Raw genomic sequence first — 22933 nt, forward strand, 5'->3', positions numbered from 1 at the left:
AAACCCCCTTCGAAACTTTTCTGTATTCATATATATGATTGAAGAAAAGGACAGATAACCAAAATTCACAAAGTGTTCAAAATTAAAATGCATATTTAAAATGTGGATAGAATGTTTTTACTATTTGGTTGGATCAATCTAACTAAAAGCAAGTGACATCACCATTTGTAGCAGTTAAACCTAAAATAGTAAGAAGAACATCTCAAACAAAAAACAAGTTAAAACTCAACGTGATTACCGTTGATATAGGTAAAAAATGTCGTTGAACCATCGAAGATAATCATGTTACATTTTTCACATATTAACTGTGAGTTCAGCAAAGAAACAAAGTTGGAGGTTTTAATGTGATTTTCAGATCCGGAAAAGGATAGTGAAGAAAATTTTTTATTTTGGAATGGAGAAATATAATGGTGAAAAAAAGAAAACGACTTTTTAAAGCGATTGTTTTAGCATCCATTTTTGTCATCATGACGAGCGGGACGCAACCTAGTCTACTTGGATTAAAGGGACTACTTAAACCAACAATTACAGAAGCAGCAACATTTCCAAACTTGGTCCAAAACCCTACTTTTAATTTTGATAGTCAAACAACTACTTTTCCAAATTGGTCATTTATGGCGTATTTAAATAAAAGCCAAAGTCTAGGTCCTTATAGCTTCAATTTAGAGGATCAAGGTGACGGCTGGTATAAGGTATTTGGTGAAGTCAACCCAAAAAGTTATGTTAAACCTATTCCAGGAGGTGGGATTTTAATAAAGGTATTAAACACTGTAGATTCTCAAGAGTTAATAGCAATGAACCAAACGATTAACACAATTCCAGGACAAACTTATATCTTAAAGTTTCCTTTTAAACTTATTCAAAATGCGAATACCGATCCTAAGTATTCTTGGTTTGTATCTGACACAGAAAGTAATACCGCTCTAACGACAGATAAAGAATGGAGAGAATACACAGGACCTCAAAATATAACGACTACTTTCACTGCGATCGGAACTAAAGTGAATTTTAGAATTTATTTTGAAGACGGTATAAAAGATGCTCTTGATGGTAGTGGATTTCAAATCTTTCAGGTTGATCATGTTTCTGTTACAGTACTAGATACTGAGGCACCAAAAATAACGAATGCGACTATTACCATACCAGAAGGCTACACAGGTGGTGCATCATGGACCAATAAAAACACGACAATTCACTTTACAGCAACTGACGATCATGGTGTCGATCCCACAACGTATGAAGTTTCTACTGATAATGGTGGCACTTGGAGTAAAAACGGTTTAAGTAATGCCACCTCAACAGGCGTTGATTATACAGTTTCAACTCAAGGTACGACAAATATTCTAATTAGAGCAAAAGATGATTCTGGAAATCAAAGTAATCCAGTAACCGACCCTGGAGCTAAATTTACAGTCAAAATTGATAAAGAACTACCTATTACCAACTATGCTGACGGGCAATTATATAATAAAAATACAGCAACAAACATTACATTCAGTGATGCACTAAGCGGTATTGATACTGCTAAATTAAATGGGGCAACTATTTCTTCTGGCACAATAAACCCAACTGATGGGGAACACACATTAGTGATCACTGATAAAGCAGGTAATCAAAAAATTCTACACTTTACAGTAGACAAAACTATTTTACCGCCAGTTGTAAATCCGATTACAGATATCAGTACAAGTATAACGGGAACAGCAGAGGCGAATAGTACTGTGAAAATAGCATTACCTGACCAATCATTTTTAACGACAAGGGCCGGAGCGGATGGTTCATTCTCCGTACAGGTACCACAGTGGACATTGTATGATGGGGATGTAGTACGTGCAACTGCAACAGATGTCGCAGGTAATACCAGTACAGATACAAATGTAACGGTAACGGCAGAAACAAAAAATCCAGTCGATCCAACAAACCCGACAAGTCCAGTCGAACCTATTAACCCAACTGACCCAGAGAATCCTCATGAACCTGGAACAAAGAGTTCGTTAAGTATTGACTATGTGTCAAATTTCCATTTTGGTGCGCAGGAAGCTTCAGGTAAAAATGAAGTTTATACTGCTCAATTAGATGAAGTAAAACAAACTTCAGATGGTTCGATCATTAAAGTACCAAATTTTATTCAAGTAACAGACCATCGGAGAACAAAAACCGGATGGAAACTAACAGTGCAGCAAAATGAACAATTCAAGAGTGGTAATAATGAATTAACAGGTGCAGTTTTAAAATTAAATAATCCTATTTTAAACTCATCCACTCATGCGCAGTATAAACCAGTAGCCAATACAGTGACATTGATACCCGGTGGAGGTGCCCAGAATCTAGCTTTTGCAGATGAAGGAAAGGGACTTGGAACATGGACTATTGCATTTGGACAGAATCCATCTAGCATAACCCTTTTCGTGCCTGGAGCAGCTTATAAAGAAGTAGGTGCCAAATATAAAACAACATTAACATGGACATTAGTAGATGCACCACTTTAAAATCAAGAAACTTCCTATATAGATGTTAAAATGAAAGTAAATACCCCATCGAGTAAGTAATAAAAAAGACTACTCGGTGGGGTATCTTGTACTTTCTTATTTGAATGCGTTGGAACTTTAGACTGACTAAAAACTTATGCTGCTTGATTTCGATTCTTTTTAACATGAACAAGAACTGGTGCAGATGAAAGTAAAATGATTAATAAAACTGCACTAATAATAAAAGAAGGAACCATGTACCAAGCATTATATACTAATGAATAAAGAGAAACTGGTGTACCCTTTGGAGCGTATGAACCGTAAAACACGATCCCAGCAATAAAGTGGCAGATGAATCGAGCTAGTGAACCGATAAAAGTTCCTAAAATTATATAAGCAGCTGCACTTTTTTTATTGCCATTTGCTAAACTATTTTTTATTTGTTTATATACAAGACCAGCTAATCCGAGACTAGTAAATGCCAGAATATAGTCTAAAAATACTTGGATTGGATGAACAAAATATAGCTTTGTAACGATTTGTAGTGCTGCTAATAAAAGCCCAGTAATTAAACCTTGCTTTAATCCCCAACGAAAAGCAATTAGAAAAACTGGAATCATTGATAATGAAACAGAGCCACCTTGAGGTGCAGTAAATAATGGTAAGAAATCAAAAACGATTGCTAGTGCTGCACACATTGCTATTTCTGTCATTAATTGAATCTTTGATGTCTTCATATATATTTCCCCCTTTATCTAGTGGACAACTTATGTAGTGAAACACTTTGTAAGTAATGATGTCTGGGCGATTAGTCACATTTTATAATGTCTAGTTCCAGCGCCTTGCCCTTTGTGGTGTCGGGGCAAAAGCGAGCCGCTTCCACATTTCAAATTAAGGAGATTTCAGTAGGAATAAATAAAAAAAGCAATACTGGGTAGCATGATGAGCCCGGCGTTGCTTTTTCATCGTGCCACATCCCTACGTTAGTACTAACTAACAGGTTCAGAGGGTAAGAATAGCTACTCTATTCACTCTCAGCCAAATGGCTCCCCTTGTGGTTTTAGCTTACATTTAGTTGTCTTTACTAAATATAGTCAAGGTCATTTAAAAATACAATTAATTTATCTTTAAAAATTAAAAAAATTTGGCCATTATTAATGGAATCTTTGTGAGAATCGCTAAAAACATTAACCAATTTAAACTTTTAGATAATCATTAAAATTATTTTTAAAAAATGAGTGTAATCATAGCTATTATGTAAAAAATAAGCATTATAACTTTTATCTTATTTATACTAGTCATAAATTATTCACAATGGCTTGCTTTTCATTTTAAAATTTACCGTGTAGAATGAATACGAAAGAAACAGCTAAATTTTGGCAGAAAGTGTAAATAATTTGAAGGAGACATTTTAGATGATTCAAGTATTATTTGTCTGTTTAGGTAACATTTGTCGATCGCCAATGGCTGAGGCTGTTTTTCGTCATTTAGTGACAGAAAAAGGGTTAGATAAACAATTTATGATAGACTCAGCTGGTACTGGAGATTGGCATTTAGGTCACGCTCCACATAAGGGAACACAAGGTTTATTGAGTGAAAAAGGTATAACCTGCGAAGGTATGAAAGCTCGAAAAGTGACAGAAAATGACTTTAAATATTTTAGTTATATTGTTGCTATGGATGCACAGAATAAAGAGGATTTAATGAATTTAGCAAGAAATAATTGTATAGGAGAGATTTCACTACTTTCAGATTATGTTCCAGCATCAATGTGGAAGGAAGTGCCTGATCCATATTATACGGGTAATTTTAATGAAGTATATGACATCATTACAGAAGGATGCTCTCATTTACTTCAGCATATTTTAAAGCAACACCAATTAACAGTTTAGAGGAGGATGTAGAATGTCAAAACGTAACAAAGCTTTACGCAATATTCTAGTCGGAGTCGCAATTGGTGCAGGGGTTACTCTACTTAACAAGGAAAATCGTGAGAAAATCTCACGTAAAGGAAGAAGCGTAACAAACAAATTAAATCAAATTAAAGAAGATCCAGAAATCGTAAAAGGTGCTGTTCGAAATCAATTGAGAGTAGTACAAAACTCAGTTGAGAAATTAGAAGGCAATGTACAGATTGTAAAGGATAAATGGATCGAAATTAAAGATTCAACATTAAATAAGTTTGATAAAGGCTCTTCTAAAGTAACAGAGAAAGCAGTGGAAGCTGTAGAAGAGAAAATTGAAGATTCAATCGATCTAGAAGAAGGTAAATCGCAAATTTCAGCGACTTCACTAGAAGTAAACCATGAGAATGAATCTTCTGAGACTGACGAGCAGTTAGAAGCTACTCTTGAAGGTATTGAAGATTTAACTGATGAAAATGCAGATGAAGTACAAGAGAAAGTAGAATCAATTTTATTGGCAGGTAATACATCTAAAGAATAACAATTGAAGGTGTCAATTTGATTAAGAAAAAGAATTCTATTGTAGCATTTGTTTGGGATTTAGTGAAAAAGTGTATGGAAGACGAAATAGTATCTCGTTCAGCGGAGCTAGCATATTACTTAATGCTATCTCTTTTTCCATTTCTACTTGTTCTAACTCAAGTCGTAACCTATTTACCGCTTTCTACTGATCAAATATTGTCATTCTTGAGTCAATATGCTCCGCCAGATGCTATGGCTATTATAAGAAGTAACTTGCAGTTAATAATCGGGCAATCACATGGTGGAGTTTTATCAGTAGGGTTAATTGCAACTATTTGGGCAGCGTCCAATGGGATTAATGCAATCATCCGAGCACTTAATGATGCGTATGATGTAGAGGATAAACGAAATTACTTTGTTACAAGAGGAGTTTCAATTCTTTTAACAATTATTATGATTTTTGTGATTGTCTTTGCATTATTAATACCAGTGTTCGGGAAAGTAATTGCTAAGTCTGTATTTCAATTTTTGAATATATCTCAGGATTTTTTATATACTTGGAGCCTGATTCGCTGGTCACTAAGCTTTGTAATCCTAATGATTGTATTTACTGTTCTATATTCCATTGGACCGAGTAAAGTAGTTCACATTAAAAAGACATTCTTTGGTTCACTTTTTGCAACATTTGGATGGATCATTTCATCATTTGGATTTGCTTTTTACGTTGATAACTTTGGTAATTACACAAGTCATTACGGTAGTTTGGGTGGAATTATTGTCTTGATGATTTGGTTTTTTATTTCGGCAATGGTTGTGATTATTGGTGGAGAGCTTAATGCATTAATAAAGCAAAGACAATATGGTAAGCACAAAGCTAAACCAAAATTGATTGACCCTAATAATCCAAATCCAAAATAATTTCTTCTATAATATATTGGAGTTTTCTTCCATGAGTAGTCTTATTTTAGTGAGGTAAACTAAAAAAGACTTCAAAAAGGGAGGAACTTTAAAATGAGTAATAATAAGAAAAACCATAATGATAAATCAAATAAGAAACAAAAAAGTAGCTCACATCCAAAGGGCAAAACTAGCGGTTCTGCAAACGGACATAATGATTACCATTAATTTTTAGACTGATAAGAATACTGCTTTTCCTGCTAAAAGGCTCATTACTAGTCAGTTTAAAAGAAAAAGCATCGTACACTTTTGTACGATGCTTTTTTTTAATCTCTTAATAATCTTAATGAGTTAAGAATAACTAAAATTGTACTTCCTTCGTGACCGATTACTCCATAAGGTAAATCAATGATTTGTAGGAAATTCGAGCAGATAAGGAATGCGATTACGCTTAGTGAAAAGATAATATTTTGTTTTACGATCTTGTTCATGCGTTTAGATAAAGTGATTGCTTTAGCTATTTTTGTTAAATCATTTTTCATCAAAACGACATCTGCAGTTTCTAAAGCAACTCCAGTTCCGCCACCCATTGCGATTCCTACATTTGCAGTCGCTAGAGCAGGTGCATCGTTTATACCATCACCAACCATTGCTACTTGACCGTAGTTGTCTTTTAGCTTTTTAACAATCGAAACTTTTTCATCCGGTAAGCATGATGCAAAGTATTCATTGATTTCACTTTCGGCAGCAATTGCTTTTGCCGTTTGTTCAGAGTCACCTGTAATCATGACTGTTTGAACACCTAATTTATTTAAAGTAGATAAGGCTTGCTTAGTTTCGTTACGAACTAAATCTTTTAATGAGAAAATCGCAACAACTTTATCTTGAGTACCTACATAAACAATTGTATTTCCTTCTTGTTCCCATTTTTGTTCAAAATGGATGAGAGGATTTTGTTTCATTGTTACGAATTCTTTTTTACCTACTCTATACTCAGAACCATTTAATATCGCTGATACACCGAAACCAGGGTGGTCATCAATTTGTTCAAATGACGAAGATACTGTGATTCCTTGTTTCGTTGCGTACTCAACAATAGCTGAAGCTAGCGGATGAGTTGAATATCTTTCAATTGAAGCTACGATTGATAATAACTCTGTGCGATCAAAATCTTCTATTTTCTCAAAACCAGTTACCTCTGGTTTACCAATCGTTAAAGTACCAGTTTTATCGAATGCGATTGCTTTTAAGACGCCTAATCGCTCTAAATGAATACCACCTTTAACAAGAATTCCCGACTTTGCTCCATTCGAGATTGCAGATAAAACAGCTGGTGTAATTGATGCTACTAATGCACAAGGTGATGCAACAACTAGTAAAATCATTGCTCGATAAAATGTTGTTGTCCATGACCAATCTAATGCAAAATGCGGTAAAAACATCATAAATAATACGGAAACTAATACTCCTTTAACATATACACCTTCAAATTTCTCAATGAATTGTTGAGAAGGTGTTTGTTCACTTTGAGCTGTTTGTACAAGATTAATAATTTTTTGGAAAAGCGTTTCATCACTATGTTTCGTAATTTCTACTACAAGCGTTCCTTTAATGTTGATTGTTCCTGCAAACACTTCATCATTTAAGTTTTTAACAACTGGAACGGATTCACCTGTAAGAGCAGCTTCATCTACTAATGTTTCTCCTTTAACGATCTGACCATCAGCAGGAATACGCTCTCCTGCTTTAATTAAAATATAATCACCAATGTTTAAACTTTTAATGCCAACGACTTCTTCAACTTCATCGACTAATCGAATTGCTGTTTGTGGCTGAAGAGATAATAGAGAAGAAATCTCTTTATTTGTTTTATTTAACGTATAGGTTTCAAGTGCGCCACTTAAAGCAAATATGAAAATTAGTACTGCACCCTCAGTCCAATATCCAATTGCAGCTGAACCAACTGCCGCAATAATCATTAGCATTTCAACGTTTAGTTCCTTTTCAGCAATCGTATCTTCAATACCTTCCTTTGCCTTTGCATAGCCTCCAATACAAAAAGCTAAAACATATAAAATAATCGACATGATTGAATTATCGTTCTTAACGAATGAAGCAATTAGAATTAATACACCAGAAACTAAAGCGGCAATTAATTCTCCATGTTTTGAAAGAAATGATGTAGATTCCACATGGTCGGCTTCATATGTAGCATGAATCGTAGTAACTTTTGGACTTGCTTCCATAATAAATACCCCTTTCTTATTTTCAATTGAGAAAAATAATCAAATTCACTATCCTTATAAAACGACGAAAGCTGCCGTCCTAGGACAGCAGCGTACATTTTATAAGACCTTACTATTTATTTAATCTCTAAGTTGTGTAGTTCACAGATTTCTTAATTAAAATAATTCTTATTAAATATATATTACCACATTCCCTTAAATGTGAAGAAAAAATTTGCTTGTTAATTAAAAATTTTTTAATGAATGTGATGGAGTTGTGAAATTAGTTGTAGGTGTAGGGGGAAAAGGACTACAGTCTGCCTAATTAATTTTAATATTTTTGACGTTTATTAAAGAATTTTAAGTATCCAACCGATATTTATACAGTAAGCACATTAAATACATAATTGTTACTGCATTAGAAGCTAGTTCATCTATTTCAAATTCAAAAAAGTATAGCAAATAAAATAAAAATAAAAAGCTGGTGGAGATTTTGAAAAAAAAAATTATACAATCGATTGCAATCATAGGATCTGTTTCATGTATTAATTCTATGGATCTATTAGAAGCGGATGCAGAAAGTACAATCACAAATCAACCTAAAGAATTAATCTCGAACGTAGATCACTATATCTCAACAGGGAATGGGGTACGTATTCGTTCAGGGGCAGGAACGAATTATAGTATTTTAGGAAGTGTAAATAAGAATGCTAAATTAGATGTCATCTCTTCCTCAAATGGTTGGTATAAGATTAATTACCAGGGAAGAATTGGATACATCAGTGGTACTTATGTTAAAAAACAAAGCAGTGATGCTGAAAATGAAAAAATAGAAAGCAATGCCTTCAACTACATCTCAACAGGGAACGGTGTACGTATTCGATCGGGAGCAGGAACGAATTATAGTATTTTAGGAAGTGTAAATAAGAATGCTAAATTAGTTGTTAAATCTTCCTCAAATGGTTGGTACAAGATTATTTATAAAGGAAGAACCGGCTACATAAGTGGCACTTATGTTCAGAAACAAAAGAATATTGAAGATGAAAAACCAGTATACAATACGATTAAATATGTAGTAACTGGAGCTAGAGTAAATATTCGCTCAGGTGCGGGAACGAATTACAATATAATAGGTAGTGCGACAAAAAGTCAGAAGTTAGACGTTATTTCTACTTCAAATGGTTGGCATAAGATCATCTATCAAAGTAAAACGGGTTATATAAGTGCTGGATATACTGAAAAAGAAATTGATCATCCAAATGATTCGACTAGTGATGAGCACAATATGCTTTCTTTTGCAAAACAATTTTTAGGAGTACCTTATAAATGGGCAGGAGTATCACCTACAGGTTTTGATTGCAGTGGCTTTATTTATTATGTCCTTAAGGAAAATGGTAAGCCGTTTGGAAGAACAAATGTATAAGGTTATTGGCATAACAATACTTCATTCCAAAAAGTAACATCTTCACAGCCCGGTGATTTGATATTTTTTCAAAATACATACACGTATGGACCATCACACATGGGCATTATGTTAAACGAAAATGAATTTATTCAAGCTGGTAGTAGTACTGGCGTTACGATTTCCAATATAAATGACTCGTATTGGAAAAAGCATTTTTTAGGGTATAAACGAATTAATTAAAATTCTCATAAAAAGTTTTTCAACAATTGTCTTTACCATCAGGCCTTTCTCATAATCAAACAATAGTAGGAATGCCCTATTGATGATAGAATAAACTGTATTCTATAGAGAGAAAAAGGCTTATGGAGGGAAACAATGTCTGCAAAGAGATTTTTTACACATCCTTTGGGAGTGATTGCATCAGCGGTTATTACAACTTTTTTATGGGGAAGCGCATTTCCGTTTATTAAGCTAAGTTATGAGCACTTGCATATTGGGAAGAATGAGATTTGGAAACAAATGATTTTTGCGGGTTATCGTTTCTTTTTGGCCTCATTTTTAATTTTAATATTTTTTACGATAATTGGTAGAAAGTTAACTTTTAAGCGAGATAGTTTTTTTGTAGTAGGAAAAGTAGGTTTGTTTCAAACGTTTTTACAATATGTGTTGTTTTATATTGGATTAAGTTTTTCAACGGGAGTTCAAGGCTCGATTATTGCTGGAACTACTTCGTTTTTTCAACTTTTAGCAGCGCATTTTATGTATAAAAATGATCGTTTAAACTTGCGTAAAATTCTTGGAGTAACGGTAGGATTTACGGGTGTAATTATCGTAAATATTACAAAGGGCACTCTTTCGTTACATTTAGGAATTGGCGAGATTTTATTATTGTTTGCAATGGCGTTTGGTGGCTATGGTAATGTACTTGCTAAAGAAGCTGCAAAGAAAGTGGATGTTGCCTATTTAACAGCATATCAAATGATGATCGGTTCGATTGGATTGTTATTAATTGGTGGTTTAACAGCAGGGTTTTTACCGTTCCACTTTGATTTAAAAACGTTTGGCATGCTAGTTTATTTATCGGTGCTTTCATCTGTAGGTTTCATACTATGGAACAATGTCATGAAATATAACCAAGTTGGTAAAGTATCAATGTACTTATTCTTAGTTCCTGTTTTTGGTGTCATTTTATCATCAATCATGCTGAATGAAGTGTTATCTTATCTTGTATTTATTGGTTTAATTATGGTTACGTCAGGTATTATTATTGTGAATTATCAAAAGGATCAACGAAGCACTCATATGAAGAGTGCGTCTTGACTCGAATAGGATGCATTCCGTATAAAAGCAACTCTACTTTTTAATAATAAGGTGGAGTTGCTTTTTTTTTGTAGATCGTTATGAAGGGAGGTACATAGTTGTCAAAGTTTGATAAAGCAATGAATAAAGAAGTTGAAACAGTTGTAGATGATGCTACTGACTTTAAAGTCTCCTATCGAAAGAAACGTAGAAATAGTGGAAGTTTTATCGTATTTGTTGGTCCAGCCTTTCTAGTATTTGCAGCTTTAGTGCTTATTCCATTTTTAATGGGTCTGTATTATTCCTTTACAAATTGGAATGGGGTAGTTGGAAATATCCATTATGTTGGTTTTGATAATTATAAGTACATATTTACGCAAGATGCAGACTTTAAGCATTCTTTTTTTATTACAACAAAATATACAATTTTCGCTGTGATCTTAACGAATTTGATTGGTTTTGGCTTGGCATTATTAGTTACTCAGGCACTTAAATCAAGAAATATTCTTAGGACTATTTTCTTTTTACCTAACTTAATAGGTGGTTTATTACTCGGTTTTATTTGGCAATTTATTTTTAATAAAGGGCTAACTTCATTAGGAGCTGCGTTAGGGATTGATTCTTTAATGCAATCAATGTTAGGTACTGCAAATGGAGCATTTTGGGCAATTGTTATTGTAGCAATTTGGCAAGGTGCAGGTTATATCATGATTATTTATGTAGCAGCACTTCAAGGAGTACCCCAGGAATTGATTGAAGCAGCTCAAGTAGACGGCGCAGATCGTTTTACAACTTTAAGAAAAATCATTATTCCAATGGTAGCGCCAGCTGTAACTGTTTGTTTATTCTTAACGATCTCATGGTCCTTTAAAGTATTTGATCAAAATTTATCGCTTACTGGTGGTGGACCATTTAATTCAACACAAATGCTTGCGTTGAATATTTACACAGAATCGTTTGTAAACAATCGATATGGATTAGGGGAAGCAAAAGCAATTGTCTTCTTCGTTGTTGTTGCAGCTATTTCAATTCTCCAAGTTTATTTAACGAAGAAGAGGGAGGTTGAAGCGTAGTGAATGACGAGCGGTATAGCGGACTGACGTTTTTGCTTGAGTTGTTTGGAATCATTTTAGCAATCTTGTTTCTAGTTCCCTTTTACTATGTATTAGGAAACTCATTTAAATCCTTTGCGGATATTCTACAAAATACTTCATCGCTACCAAAATCCTTAGAGTTTACAAATTACTCCCAAGCAATTGTCGTTATGGATTTCTGGAGAGCTCTATTGAATTCTCTAATTGTAACGGTTGCCAGTAATGTGTTGATTGTTTTATTTTGCTCAATGGCAGCTTATAAACTCGTTCGCACAAGGCATAAAATTTCAACGATTATTTTCTTTATTTTTGTTGCAACAATGGTAATTCCTTTTCAATCAATTATGATTCCACTTGTTAAAGTTGGAAGTACACTTCATTTAATGAATAGTCATTATGGACTTGTTGTTATGTATTTAGCGTTTGGCTCAGCACTTTCTATCTTTCTCTATCACGGTTTTATAAAAGGTATTCCAATTGAGCTTGAAGAAGCAGCGATTATTGATGGTTGTTCACCATTCATGGTTTTTTGGAAAGTAGTGTTTCCTTTATTAAAACCGATCACCGTAACAATTGTTATTTTAAATACTTTATGGATTTGGAATGATTTCTTGTTACCATCTCTAGTTTTGCGTGATGCAGAGTTACGCACAATACCACTGGCTACTTTTTATTTTTTTGGCGCTTATACGAAACAGTGGAATTTAGCACTTGCTGGGTTAGTTTTAGGCATTACGCCATTATTAATCTTTTTCTTCGCTGCCCAAAAGCAAATTATCCGAGGTATTACAAGTGGCTCAATAAAGTAAGTTAAGGAGGATCATATGAATAAAAAATTAGTTAAATCGATTGCCGTTTTATCAACTACTATGTTGTTGTTTACTGGATGTAATAATAAAAAAGAAGAAACAAAAAAGCCTGGTGCTGGTGAAAAAATTACATTAAATATTTTTCAATTTAAAGCTGAAATTGCAAAAGATCTAGAGGCTTTAACAAAGGAATATCAAAAGGAAAATAAAAATGTTACGGTAAAGGTTCAAACAGTAGGTGGAGGTGCAGATTATGGAGCAGCATTGAAAGCTCAATTTGCATCAGGAAATGAACCGGATATTTTCAATAACGGTGGATACCAAGAGGCTGTTACTTGGAAGGATAAACTCGAGGATCTGTCGGATCAAGATTGGGTGAAGGATTTATATCCGGAAACTGAAAAACCGATGACAGTTGATGGGAAATTACTCGGAATGCCTATGAACACAGAAGGCTATGGATTCATTTACAACAAAGACTTATTTGATAAAGCTGGTATTACCCAATTGCCAAAAACATTATCTGAATTAGAGGCAACAGCAAAAAAATTAAAAGACGCTGGCATTACGCCGTTTTCAGTTGGATATGGTGAGTGGTGGATTTTAGGAATTCATTTATTAAATATTCCATTCGCACAACAACCAGATCCTGATAAATTTATCGCCGATTTAAATGCAGGCAAAGTAAAAATCCCTGATAATGATAAATTTAAGGAGTTTATAAAATTATTTGATTTAACGATTAAATATGGAAATAAAAATCCATTAACAACGGATTACAATACACAAGTTACTAATTTTGCATCTGGAAAAACAGCTATGATGCAACAAGGAAACTGGACACAAGGTATGATTGATGGCATTACGCCAAATATGAAACTTGGTCTTTTACCAATGCCGATTAATGATGACAAAAACGCAATGGACAAAATCCCGGTCGGTGTACCAAATAACTGGGTAGTTAACAAAAATTCAAAAAACAAAGAAGAAGCGAAGAAGTTTTTAAATTGGATGGTTTCTTCTGATACAGGTAAAAAATATATCGTTGAAAAGTTTAAATTCATTCCAGCAGTTAAAACAATTGAAGGAAAAGGCTTAGGCCCGATTGCTGATGATATTCAAAAATACTCTGCTGACGGAAAAGTACTATCGTGGAACTGGTTTAAGTATCCAAACGGAGCAACAAATGAATTTGGTGCATCAATGCAAGCATATGTTGGCGGACAAAAAAATCCACAGCAATTACTGCAATCACTTCAAGATACTTGGGATAAGTTAAAGAAACAGTAGAGCTGAGGGAATTTATGACAAACCTTATTTCGAAATAATTTCGAATGAGGTTAGTCTTTTTTTGTACACATTTTTAATGTGGATTTTGTTAATGATTTACCAATTGGAAGATTTTATGTGATGAACAGAATTAATTATTGTGATATAGTAATTAACGTTGCGAATATAAATGAAATTCCTGAGTTTAACCTAGATAAATAGATTAATAGTAAGGGAGAGTAATCAAATATGAAAAAATCGATTAAAAATGTTATTTTATCAACTGCGATTGTCTTTTCTTTAGGAACAGTAGTCGGGCCAGCGAATGCTGCTTCTGTTAATTATAAAGTTAAAACGAATAGTCCCGTGAAGCTTCCAGCAAGTGAATCAGTTAAAAAAATGTCACTAGAAATCACTTCGTGGTATGAAACATCATCATCTGAAGCTGATGCATTTGGAGCAACAAGTGGTAATTTCGACGGTGCCGGTTTATCTTTTGGCGCGCTTCAAGAAAACTTTGGAACAGAAACTTTACAACCAATTATGAAAAAAATGTTTGCGAATCATAATGATGTTGTCCTAAAAGCTTTCAAAGGAGATACGGATTCTTATAATACATTTAAAGATGTAATTATGAACAAAACGACAAAAGAACAGGTAGCTTGGGGAGATTCAATCAGTAACCCTAATAATAAATACGAACTTAAAGAGCCTTGGAAGACTTATTTTAAAAATCTAGGAACAAGTAAAGAATGTATTGATGAACAAATTAATGCTTCAAAATCGTACTTTGATCAAGCAGAAAAGTATTACAAAACATTCGGATTATGGACAAAAAGAGGATATGCATTAATGTTTGATATCTTTGTTCAAAGTGGTGGAATATCGGATAAAACGAAAAATTTAATTTTAGATGACTTTAAAAAAATTGATACAAAAAATATGACAAAAGAACAAATCGAAACGAAAAAAATGAATATTATCGTTAATCGTCGTGCTGCAGATGTAAAAGAACAATGGAGAGAAACATGGAAATCTAGAAAATCAGTCATTGCGAACGGTAGTGGTACAGTTGTTGGTTATGGAGACTTCTTTGATGTAACTCCGTATGGTGCGACGTTAACACATGTGAATAAGTAAGTTTTTTGATGAGGGAGTCCCAGATTTTGGGCTTCTTTTTTTATTTGGGCACTGATATATTTCATTTTTTTATGTAATTTGATTTTCTTATGGGAATAGTAAAAAGGAAGTATACACTAGCTTTTAAAATAATTTCTTAGGAGAGATCAGTTGTGCAATGGTATTTAAAAGTATTAAAGAATTATGTAGTATTTCATGGTAGAGCGAGTCGAACTGAATTTTGGATGTTCATGTTAATTAATACAATTATAACTTTTTTACTTAGTTTATTAGATAACTTTGCAAATACAGATAACATGATTTCAGGAATTTATGGTTTGCTTACTTTGCTGCCACTAATTGCAGTCGGTGTTCGCAGATTACATGATATTGGTAAAAGTGGTTGGTGGTATTTAATTAGTTTAATTCCGTTTATAGGATCAATTATTTTATTAATACTTGCTTGTTTTAAGAGTGAAAATCACGACAATCGTTATGGACCAGTTCCAAGATAAGGTTAAAATAAATAATGTTCATTGGGTATTAAGAAAAGACTTATACCATATTACTTCTTAAAATATTTACTCATTGAAATCTTATACCCAATGTATGTCCCTAAAGTATTTAAAATAACATCATCTATATCTGAGGTTCTAAGAGTCATCAAAAATTGGACTACTTCTATGCTTACCGATAAAAATAAGCCAATTAGTATAACTTTTTTTGATCGCTTAACGGATGTTAAACTAAACCCAAATGGCACAAAAAGAATGATATTTCCAAAGATATTTACTATAAATTGTTTAATGCTGCTAAACTCGTTAAACATTTTGATTAATGGAATTAAATTTAATCCACCTTCAGAAACACCTATTCCTAATGTAGCGACTGGAAAAAATGTAAACCTAAAAATAAACACAAGTGAAAAAATTAACAGTAAATATTTTATGATAATAGGCTTCAAAATAAATCTCCCAAAAAATGTTTTAATTAATAATAAGTTATTATACATTAATAATTTTTGTAATTCCTCAATAAACTTTGTATTAAATGATGTTCGCTATAGCCAAAAACCGAGATAAACTAAGCTTAACCCGCCTAATTTTAGGGGGTTTTTTTGTTTTAATTCAAAATAAATTGTCCTATTATTAAAAATTAATAATGTTACCTAGGTATTAAGAATAGACTTAAATGTACCGTATTTACTTCTTAGGAGGGATTCATCGTGGAATGGTATTTAAAAGTATTAAAGAATTACGCAGTATTCAACGGAAGAGCTAGAAGAAAAGAGTATTGGATGTTTTTCCTGTTTAATGCCATTATCACTATTATACTTTCGATTTTACAAAGCATTGCGGATATCGATAATCTATTAACTGGAATTTATGGTCTATTGACCATACTGCCATCTTTAGCAGTAGGAGCGCGCAGATTACATGATTCAGGTAGAAGTGGTTGGTGGCTGTTGCTTGGAATAATTCCGTTTATTGGTGCGATTATTCTTTTAATTTTCTTCTGTTTGGATAGTGAAGAGGGAGATAATCGATTTGGGGTGAACCCTAAATAGTAATGTATGACTGAATATTTAAGTGATAAGATGTAAACCGCCTGAGGGCGGTTTTTTCTTTTTATCGTATTTCTTATTATTTCACTAATAGTTCAATAATAAGAAATAATTCTAGTTAACTCCATGATAAAATATATTTGTGAAAATTTTCACAAATATATTATAATTGGAGGAGATACATATGGTTTGTAGTGAAATTTATTTAAAGGATATTGAAAAGATTTTGCTAAATTATTTAATTGATAACCAGTTAAATTACGAAATGGGCTCAAAAGACTTTTATGCTTATTTATTTAATCAATTAATGTATGAGAGTGATCTAAATTTAATTAATCATAAGGATTATTCTTTAATACTTGCATATGCAGCTGAGTATGTAAATGAATTCGGAAATCAAGAGGAAAACCCAGATGCAACTTCACCTTTGGAGATGGGTGAATTAACAAACTTATCGATAACAGAATTAATAAATAAAAACAATGATATAGAAGAGATAGCCAAGTATACCATTAATAAAACCCTAAGAGCAGCAGCTTCTTGGAATATCACCAGGGCTGTAAGTTATGCTAGAGCATGGGGAAAAGGTCGCAATTCTGAGTATGCAAAATATGCAAATGATTGTACAAATTTCGTATCTCAAATTTTATTTGCTGGAGGAATAGTAAAGACTAGACCTAGTAACCCACCAAGTGGAACTTATTCAACTTCAAATTATTGGTATAGTGATCAAGTATCTAATCCCGGAGGTTACCCAATAAAAACGATTAGAAACTCAACGTCTTGGGTTAGAGTAAAGGATTTTTATAGCTATTGGGGACCAAAGGTAACTGATAAAACTTTATATACACTTAAAGATACGATATCATACGCAGCAGTGGGGGACGTTATTCAATATAAAAACGCTAAAACAGGTGAAAGATGGCATACTGCATTTGTTACTTCTAAAACATCTTCAACTGTAAAGGTAACTCAACATACTAGAGATGATATAGATTTTGATATAAGAGACGCAGGAACATCGAATCGTAGTTGGTCCGTGCTGAAATTTTCTAAGTATTAGTGAAAAAATAAGAGTGTTCTAATTAGAACACTCTTTAAGCACGTTAATTAATTATTAATAAAGTGTAATTCCATCTTATCATTTAAAGAAATAATATTAACTATTTCTCCATCCTTGGTGAAAACTTTTCTTGCGCCAAGGGCTTCTTCTTTTACTTCATTCCAACCCCACATTTTTAAAATTAATTCATAATAATATGGTAAACCATGTTCTTCAGATGCCATTTTCCAATTGTAGACTTCATATTGATTTTTGTAGTCAATATTGGACTGAAATGCAGTTAACGGAATAGGGAAACCCTTATTTAATTTAGATGGTTTATGTACAACAAAAAATAAAATAATTAAAAAAAGAAATGTAAATAAAATCTTCTTATTTATTTTATTCATTAGATACCCCCCTTTTTTTCCAGGTTTATAAACATTTTATCATTTTTAATAAAGTGTTTATTAAGAAGTAGTAAGGAGATTATGAAACTTTTATGAATATAGTCTCGGGGCAAGGTGTTTTTTATCAGAAATAAACAGATCAAAGACTAAGTAGAAATTAATGAATTATTTAAACCTAAAAATTAATATAGTCAGCATATTCCACTCTACTGTTCATAGGAGGGATCGGTCGTGGAATGGTATTTAAAAGTATTAAAGAATTATGCAGTATTCAACGGAAGAGCTAGAAGAAAAGAGTATTGGATGTTTTTCCTGTTTAATGCCATTATCACTATTTTACTTTCGATTTTACAAAGCATTGCGGATATCGATAATCTATTAACTGGAATTTATGGTCTATTGACGATACTGCCATCTTTAGCAGTAGGAGCTCGCAGATTACATGATTCAGGTAGAAGTGGCTGGTGGCTGTTAATTGGAATAATTCCGTTTATTGGTACGATTATTCTTATTATTTTCTTCTGTTTGGATAGTGAAGAGGGAGATAATCGATTTGGGGCGAATCCTAAGTATTAAATTTTGAAGGTTAGTTTTAAGGGATAAGATGTAAACCGCCTTATATGAGGGCGGTTTTTTGCGTTCACCAGATTGTTAAATATTGTACTAAATTTCGTAAAATGTAAAACAGAATATGATGGATAAATTTGCTAAGCTAATTTTATTAGAAATTTCTAATAAAAATGTAGAGGAGGAAATAGTATGTATTTCAAAAAAACATTAAGTATTTTATTATGCACAGCTTTTTTGACGGTGCCAATTAGCACAAATGCACAAGAAAAAAGTAATTCCACTTTGGAGGATATTGAGTATGGATTAGAAGAAAAAGTATCTAAAGTAAATACCTTATTAAAAAAAGATGTTGGCATTGAATCTAATAGTAGGGAAAATTTTTTTAATGAGGTCAATCAACTTCATATTGAAATTGAAGATTATTTAAAATCATTGGAATCAGATAAATTTTATAATACACAAGTTCATATCGAGTTGATTGATAAACTTGGAGAATTAGATTTAAAAGTAGAGCAATACAGTAATAAAAATCTGCTGCGAGCATCAAAAAGCTGGCGATATGGTGATATTCTTTATTATGGGATAGGCAATAGCAATGCTGCTGGAGAAAAATCATTAACCGGACACACTGCAGTATTATCAAATATAGACTTTTTTGTTATTGAGGCAGCTAGAACAAAAAGTAATGGAGCGAAAGTTTTTCATTGGAACAGGGATAAATTGTGGAGTGGGGCTAGCGGCATTAAACAATATAAAGTAACAAGTAAACTGGGGAAAGATGCGACAGCTGTTGAAAGAAGTAATGCTGTTAAATTTGGTAAAGAACAGATAGGGGAGCCATATGCTTTAAAAACTTCAATCTGGTCTACTAATGCATGGTATTGTTCTAAGCTAACAAATGCAATGTGGAATGATGTCGGCTATAATTTACAATCATCAAATGCTTATACTATTGACGGAGTTATTGCGGTACTCCCTAGAGATATAATTGCTGACGCTAATGTTCGCCTTATTAAAAGCTGGGGAAAAACATTACCTGGAAATTTATAGAAAATATTAGGTGGTATTATGAAAAGAAAATATACATTTTTATGGATGGCACTATTAATCGCAGGAATAATTATTTCTGCACTTTCAATTTTTAGAAATACAGAGTATGAAAACCGTACTATAATCAATGGAATTGAAAATTTCAAACCAAATTATTCTGATAAAAAAGAGAATTTTTTATTATTTTATCCAGCCGATCCAAGAGTTTCACAAGAATCTACCATTGTAAAAGAAGTTACTAAAAAGGGTAAAATTATTCGAGAATACGCAATTAAGGATAGTGATTTTGGAAGAATGTTGATTCATCAAAAGCCTAATAACTTAAACAAATTATTTATATCATTTTTTGGCGACGCTACAATAGATAACTATTTTTTTACTTATGATATTGTAAAAAGAAAGTTCGATAAAATAAATCTTGAATATTTTAAATATCCTGTGGGAGTAGATCATATTCAACATTATGGGGAAGACACTTTGTTTCAAACAATTGTCTCGCATAAAACAGGTGATCAAAATATAGATCCAAAGACGAAAGAATTTAAAATGTCTATATCTAATTATTCAACTAAAAAAAGCATTGAAACTGAATATGGATTTGTTCCAAAATGGACACCCTTATTAGGTTTTAAAAATAAGATATTTTATGGGACGAGTGGAGAAGTTAATGAAAAGGAAACAGTTGAATATCCAGGAATCGGTATTATTGATTTAGAAAATCAAATAATTCATTACGAATCACCAGAATCAAACGAAGTTGACTTATTTCCTATCTGTTCTTCCAAAGACCGTGCCTATATAGTAAGTGATACAGGAAAATTGTACGCGTATAATAATGAGCTTAAATATAAGGTTTTTGAACCATTTAATAAATTGCAAAAGCAAGATTTCTATTATTATCAGGAATTTAGACCACTAGTGATCAATGAAAAAACTGCATTATATAATTTGTATAGTTACGAATATGGGAACACACTTGGTCTACTTACATTTGAGCCTGTACCAAATTTCAAGCCATTAAAAAAGAGCTATGTAAATAATAAGAACCATTACAAGTTTATTTATCAAGATATTGATAAGGAAGAAATATATGTACTATCTAATAATGAAGAGAGTTATAAAGTATTAATATTAGATAATAAAACTTTGGATTTAAAAGTAGAATTTCCGGTTGAGTATGGTCATCTGCTTGATTTTATTGTACGGATTTAAAATAATATTAACTAATTTGTGACTGCGAATCTTCAATAGGAGATTCTTTTTTTTATAAAAAATAGCTAGTCCCCTTAAAAACATAGTGGAACATTCGAATTTTATCTAAAATTTAAATTCATCAAAAACAATCATCAAAATTAATCTAGTCAATATATTCCACCCTACTGTTCAAATGAATACGTTTTCACAACTTGAGAGGTATTTTATGATGATAGTGGAGGTGTTACAGATGATTGAAACGAAAAAAGTGATTGATACAAATTTAACAGATGCCAAGACAAAAAAGTCATCTAAAAAATTAAGAGATTTTTTAAATTATCTTACGTTTGTAGGACCAGTAAGTATTGTTTTTGCAGCGATCGTGTTAACGCCATTTTTAATCGGCTTTTTCTATTCATTTACTCAGTGGGATGGTGTAGCTGATTCTACTAAGTGGGTCGGACTTGAAAATTATAAATACATTTTTACGAAAGATACGGATTTTATCCATTCGTTTATTTTAACTGGTAAATATACATTTTTCGCCGTGATCTTAACCAATGTGATTGGTTTTGGTTTAGCGTTAATCGTTACGCAAGCTTTGAAGACTAGTAATATTTTAAGAACAGTCTTTTTCCTTCCAAATTTAATCGGTGGATTATTATTAGGTTTCATTTGGCAGTTCATTTTTAATAAAGGTTTAATTTCAATTGGACAATTATTGCATTCAGACTTTTTACAAAGAGCACTTTTAGGTGAAGAAAAAGGTGCGTTCTGGGCAATTGTCATCGTGGCAGTTTGGCAAGGTGCAGGTTATATAATGGTTATTTATGTAGCGGCTCTGCAAGGAGTACCACAGGAATTAATTGAAGCAGCTCAAATTGATGGTGCAAATAAATTCCAAGTGTTACGTAAAATCATTATTCCAATGGTAGCACCAGCTGTAACAGTTTGTTTATTCTTAACAATTTCATGGTCATTTAAAGTGTTTGATACAAACCTATCATTAACAAATGGTGGACCATTTAAGTCTACTGAGATGTTGGCTTTAAATATTTACACGGAAGCTTTTGTTAATAACCGTTATGGATTAGGTGAAGCAAAAGCGATTGTATTCTTCGTAGTCGTAGCGTTAATTTCAGTTATTCAAGTATACATCACGAAGAAGAGGGAGGTTGAGGCATAATGCTAAAAGAACGATATACTGGCTTTACTTTTATATTAGAAATAGCGGCAATTATACTTGCTCTCATCTTCTTAGTTCCTTTTTATTATGTATTAGGAAACTCATTTAAATCATTTGCTGATATTTTACAAAATACATCTTCGCTTCCAAAAAGCTTAGATTTTACAAACTATCAACAAGCAATTGAAGTCATGAATTTCTGGAAAGCGCTAATGAACTCGTTAATAGTGACAATTGCTAGTAATGTTGTAATCGTCTTTTTCTGTTCGATGGCAGCTTATAAACTAGTTCGTTCAAAAAGTAAAATTTCAAATATCATTTTCTTTATCTTTGTAGCAACAATGGTTATCCCGTTCCAATCAATTATGATCCCATTAGTGAAGGTTGGAAGTACGCTTCATTTAATGAATAGCCATTGGGGATTAGTAGTAATGTATTTAGGTTTCGGGTCAGCATTATCAATCTTCCTATATCATGGATTTATTAAAACAATTCCAATTGAGTTAGAGGAAGCAGCAATTATTGATGGATGTTCTCCGACTATGGTTTTCTGGAAAGTTGTTTTTCCACTATTAAAACCAATTACGGTTACAATTGTAATCCTAAATACGTTATGGATTTGGAATGACTTCTTATTACCGTCACTTGTATTAAGAGATATGGAGTTAAGAACAATTCCTCTTGCTACATTCTACTTCTTTGGAGCATATACAAAACAGTGGAATTTAGCGTTATCTGGACTTGTTTTAGGTATAACACCACTTTTAATTTTCTACTTTGCAGCACAGAAGCATATTATTAAAGGTATTACAAGCGGTTCAATTAAATAAGGTGATTGGGTGGAAGCTATCAATATATTCCACCCATCATGTCAATTTAGACTATCCAAAGTTGATTGTTTTTAAA

Annotated in this window: 21 protein-coding genes, 1 pseudogene and 1 riboswitch; of the genes and pseudogenes, 18 read left to right on the forward strand and 4 right to left on the reverse strand. The window is 32.6% G+C overall.

Features of this window, described 5'->3' with window-relative positions; all coding sequences use genetic code 11:
- Positions 1–407: 407 nt before the first annotated feature.
- Positions 408–2489, forward strand: coding sequence for a WxL domain-containing protein (locus ACFVRR_RS14605; RefSeq protein ID WP_387329778.1), 2082 nt, complete (start codon positions 408–410; stop codon positions 2487–2489).
- A 134-nt stretch (positions 2490–2623) separates the two neighbouring features.
- Here the strand turns inward: ACFVRR_RS14605 and thiT are convergent, their stop codons facing one another.
- Positions 2624–3205 carry an energy-coupled thiamine transporter ThiT gene (gene thiT / locus ACFVRR_RS14610; protein WP_056476402.1) on the reverse strand — a complete coding sequence of 194 codons (582 nt, stop codon included), beginning with the start codon at positions 3203–3205 and terminating at the stop codon, positions 2624–2626.
- 221 nt (positions 3206–3426) lie between these two features.
- A riboswitch (TPP riboswitch) is annotated at positions 3427–3531 on the reverse strand.
- Positions 3532–3883: 352 nt separating this feature from the next.
- On the opposite strand from thiT, the gene ACFVRR_RS14615 reads away from it, so the two are divergent.
- The 3 genes from ACFVRR_RS14615 to ACFVRR_RS14625 are packed head-to-tail and all read left to right on the forward strand — an operon-like array spanning position 3884 to position 5812.
- Positions 3884–4360 (forward strand): low molecular weight protein-tyrosine-phosphatase, encoded by a 477-nt coding sequence (locus tag ACFVRR_RS14615; RefSeq protein ID WP_097973236.1) that lies wholly within the window; start codon positions 3884–3886, stop codon positions 4358–4360.
- Positions 4361–4373: 13 nt separating this feature from the next.
- Positions 4374–4913, forward strand: coding sequence for a hypothetical protein (locus ACFVRR_RS14620; RefSeq protein ID WP_097973238.1), 540 nt, complete (start codon positions 4374–4376; stop codon positions 4911–4913).
- A 17-nt stretch (positions 4914–4930) separates the two neighbouring features.
- The gene (locus tag ACFVRR_RS14625) at positions 4931–5812 is read left to right on the forward strand and encodes a YihY/virulence factor BrkB family protein (protein WP_387329783.1); all 882 of its coding nucleotides are present in this window, start codon (positions 4931–4933) and stop codon (positions 5810–5812) included.
- 305 nt (positions 5813–6117) lie between these two features.
- Here ACFVRR_RS14625 and ACFVRR_RS14630 read toward each other — a convergent pair whose 3' ends face one another.
- On the reverse strand, positions 6118–8037 hold the full coding sequence (locus ACFVRR_RS14630) for a heavy metal translocating P-type ATPase (protein ID WP_387329786.1): 1920 nt from the start codon (positions 8035–8037) through the stop codon (positions 6118–6120).
- A gap of 532 nt (positions 8038–8569) precedes the next feature.
- Between ACFVRR_RS14630 and ACFVRR_RS14635 the strand changes: the two are divergent.
- The 7 genes and pseudogenes from ACFVRR_RS14635 (at position 8570) to ACFVRR_RS14665 (ending at position 15526) form a co-directional block, all read left to right on the forward strand.
- Positions 8570–9661 (forward strand): annotated as a pseudogene (locus tag ACFVRR_RS14635) (C40 family peptidase).
- Between the two features lie 135 nt (positions 9662–9796).
- The gene (locus ACFVRR_RS14640; RefSeq protein WP_387329789.1) at positions 9797–10741 is read left to right on the forward strand and encodes a DMT family transporter; all 945 of its coding nucleotides are present in this window, start codon (positions 9797–9799) and stop codon (positions 10739–10741) included.
- A 119-nt stretch (positions 10742–10860) separates the two neighbouring features.
- On the forward strand, positions 10861–11793 hold the full coding sequence (locus tag ACFVRR_RS14645; protein ID WP_335479010.1) for a carbohydrate ABC transporter permease: 933 nt from the start codon (positions 10861–10863) through the stop codon (positions 11791–11793).
- The gene (locus ACFVRR_RS14650) at positions 11793–12623 is read left to right on the forward strand and encodes a carbohydrate ABC transporter permease (RefSeq protein WP_335478983.1); all 831 of its coding nucleotides are present in this window, start codon (positions 11793–11795) and stop codon (positions 12621–12623) included. The genes ACFVRR_RS14645 and ACFVRR_RS14650 overlap by 1 nt, the downstream gene beginning before the upstream one ends.
- Positions 12624–12638: 15 nt before the next feature.
- Positions 12639–13913, forward strand: coding sequence for an ABC transporter substrate-binding protein (locus ACFVRR_RS14655; protein WP_387329793.1), 1275 nt, complete (start codon positions 12639–12641; stop codon positions 13911–13913).
- A gap of 228 nt (positions 13914–14141) precedes the next feature.
- Positions 14142–15032 carry a hypothetical protein gene (locus tag ACFVRR_RS14660; RefSeq protein ID WP_387329796.1) on the forward strand — a complete coding sequence of 297 codons (891 nt, stop codon included), beginning with the start codon at positions 14142–14144 and terminating at the stop codon, positions 15030–15032.
- A gap of 152 nt (positions 15033–15184) precedes the next feature.
- Positions 15185–15526 (forward strand): DUF805 domain-containing protein, encoded by a 342-nt coding sequence (locus tag ACFVRR_RS14665; protein ID WP_387329798.1) that lies wholly within the window; start codon positions 15185–15187, stop codon positions 15524–15526.
- A gap of 50 nt (positions 15527–15576) precedes the next feature.
- On the opposite strand, the gene ACFVRR_RS14670 is transcribed toward ACFVRR_RS14665, so the two are convergent.
- Complete coding sequence (locus ACFVRR_RS14670; RefSeq protein ID WP_387329801.1) at positions 15577–15975, reverse strand: VanZ family protein; 399 nt, start codon at positions 15973–15975, stop codon at positions 15577–15579.
- A 261-nt stretch (positions 15976–16236) separates the two neighbouring features.
- Here ACFVRR_RS14670 and ACFVRR_RS14675 point away from each other — a divergent pair, with 261 nt between their 5' ends.
- Both ACFVRR_RS14675 and ACFVRR_RS14680 read left to right on the forward strand, forming a co-directional pair.
- Positions 16237–16578 (forward strand): DUF805 domain-containing protein, encoded by a 342-nt coding sequence (locus ACFVRR_RS14675; RefSeq protein ID WP_387329804.1) that lies wholly within the window; start codon positions 16237–16239, stop codon positions 16576–16578.
- Positions 16579–16759: 181 nt separating this feature from the next.
- Positions 16760–17638, forward strand: coding sequence for an amidase domain-containing protein (locus ACFVRR_RS14680; RefSeq protein WP_387329807.1), 879 nt, complete (start codon positions 16760–16762; stop codon positions 17636–17638).
- A 47-nt stretch (positions 17639–17685) separates the two neighbouring features.
- On the opposite strand, the gene ACFVRR_RS14685 is transcribed toward ACFVRR_RS14680, so the two are convergent.
- The gene (locus tag ACFVRR_RS14685) at positions 17686–18027 is read right to left on the reverse strand and encodes a hypothetical protein (RefSeq protein WP_387329810.1); all 342 of its coding nucleotides are present in this window, start codon (positions 18025–18027) and stop codon (positions 17686–17688) included.
- A 231-nt stretch (positions 18028–18258) separates the two neighbouring features.
- On the opposite strand from ACFVRR_RS14685, the gene ACFVRR_RS14690 reads away from it, so the two are divergent.
- The 5 genes from ACFVRR_RS14690 (at position 18259) to ACFVRR_RS14710 (ending at position 22857) form a co-directional block, all read left to right on the forward strand.
- Positions 18259–18603 (forward strand): DUF805 domain-containing protein, encoded by a 345-nt coding sequence (locus ACFVRR_RS14690; RefSeq protein WP_387329813.1) that lies wholly within the window; start codon positions 18259–18261, stop codon positions 18601–18603.
- A 183-nt stretch (positions 18604–18786) separates the two neighbouring features.
- The gene (locus tag ACFVRR_RS14695; RefSeq protein WP_387329815.1) at positions 18787–19647 is read left to right on the forward strand and encodes a YiiX/YebB-like N1pC/P60 family cysteine hydrolase; all 861 of its coding nucleotides are present in this window, start codon (positions 18787–18789) and stop codon (positions 19645–19647) included.
- A gap of 18 nt (positions 19648–19665) precedes the next feature.
- Positions 19666–20859: a hypothetical protein gene (locus ACFVRR_RS14700; protein WP_387329818.1), complete on the forward strand. Its 1194-nt coding sequence runs from the start codon at positions 19666–19668 to the stop codon at positions 20857–20859.
- A gap of 232 nt (positions 20860–21091) precedes the next feature.
- Positions 21092–22027, forward strand: a complete 936-nt coding sequence (locus tag ACFVRR_RS14705; RefSeq protein ID WP_387329821.1) for a carbohydrate ABC transporter permease — start codon at positions 21092–21094, stop codon at positions 22025–22027.
- Positions 22027–22857, forward strand: coding sequence for a carbohydrate ABC transporter permease (locus tag ACFVRR_RS14710; RefSeq protein WP_335473621.1), 831 nt, complete (start codon positions 22027–22029; stop codon positions 22855–22857). Before ACFVRR_RS14705 ends, ACFVRR_RS14710 begins: the two co-directional genes overlap by 1 nt.
- The last annotated feature ends 76 nt before the right edge of the window (positions 22858–22933 follow it).

This window comes from Gottfriedia sp. NPDC057948, from assembly GCF_042887255.1.
Classification (GTDB): Bacteria; Bacillota; Bacilli; order Bacillales; family Bacillaceae_G; genus Gottfriedia.